The organism is Roseateles asaccharophilus (genome assembly GCF_004362405.1).
Lineage (GTDB): Bacteria > Pseudomonadota > Gammaproteobacteria > Burkholderiales > Burkholderiaceae_C > Kinneretia > Kinneretia asaccharophila.
Map to the genome: position 1 here is coordinate 1 of NZ_SNXE01000022.1, position 1021 is coordinate 1021.

At 64.7% G+C, this 1021-nt stretch carries 2 protein-coding genes; both read right to left on the reverse strand.

Features of this window, described 5'->3' with window-relative positions; translation table 11 throughout:
- Complete coding sequence (locus tag DFR39_RS19735) at positions 1-726, reverse strand: ABC transporter ATP-binding protein (RefSeq protein ID WP_211343930.1); 726 nt, start codon at positions 724-726, stop codon at positions 1-3.
- Positions 727-742: 16 nt separating this feature from the next.
- The coding region (locus DFR39_RS19740; RefSeq protein WP_133605554.1) for an ABC transporter ATP-binding protein C-terminal domain-containing protein at positions 743-1021 on the reverse strand (279 nt) is incomplete at its 5' end.

The following is a 1021-nucleotide window of genomic DNA, read 5'->3' on the forward strand; positions in this document are numbered from 1 at the left end:
TCACTCGCCCAGATAGGCGGCGCGAACCTTGGGATCGTTGAGCAGGGTCTTGCCCTCGCCGGTCATGGTGATGAGGCCGGACTCCATCACATAGCCACGGCTGGCCAGCTGCAGCGCGCGGCTGGCGTTCTGCTCCACCAAGAGCACCGTCACGCCCTGGCTGTGGATGTCGTTCACCACCTCGAAGATCTTGTCCACCATGATGGGGGAGAGACCCATGCTGGGCTCGTCCAGCAGCAGCACCTTCGGTCTAGTCATCAGCGCACGGCCCATGGCCAGCATCTGCTGCTCGCCGCCCGACATGGTGCCCGCCAGCTGGTTCCTGCGCTCCTTCAGGCGCGGGAAGATGCCGAAGATGCGCTCGATATCGGCCTCGATCTGCGCCTTGTCGTCGCGGATGTAGGCGCCCATCAGGAGGTTCTCGGTGATGGTCATGCGCGTGAAGGTGCCTCGCCCCTCAGGCACCATCACCAAGCCTTGCTTGACTAGGTCCCAGGCGCCCTGCCCCTTGAGCGTCTTGCCCATGAACTCGATCTCGCCCGCGGCCACCGGCTGCAAGCCCGTCACGGCCTTGAGCGTGGTGGTCTTGCCCGCGCCATTGGCCCCGATCAGGCTCACCAGCTCGCCGCGTCGCACCTCGAAGTCCACGCCCTTGACGGCCTGGATGCCGCCGTAGGCCACCTTCAACCCGCTGACCTTGAGCAGGATCTCTTTGCTGTCTGCCATTGCTTCGTCTTCCTGTTCAATGCGCGGCGTGACCGGCGCCCAGATAGGCTTCGATCACCTTGGGGTTGCTCTGCACCTGGGCCGGCGTGCCTTCGGCGATCTGCTTGCCGTAGTCCAGCACCGAGACGCGGTCGCACAGACCCATCACCAGCTTCACATCGTGTTCGATCAGCAAGATGGTGCGCCCGTCCTTGCGGATGCGGTCGATCAGCTCTCTGAGCACCACCTTCTCGGTGGCGTTCATGCCCGCGGCCGGCTCGTCCAGCGCGATGAGCTTGGGATCGGTGGCCAGGGC

Excerpts from the sequence above, each read along its gene's own strand:
- DFR39_RS19735 (WP_211343930.1), bottom strand. The coding sequence starts at position 726 with ATGGCAGACAGCAAAGAGATCCTGCTCAAGGTCAGCGGGTTGAAGGTG.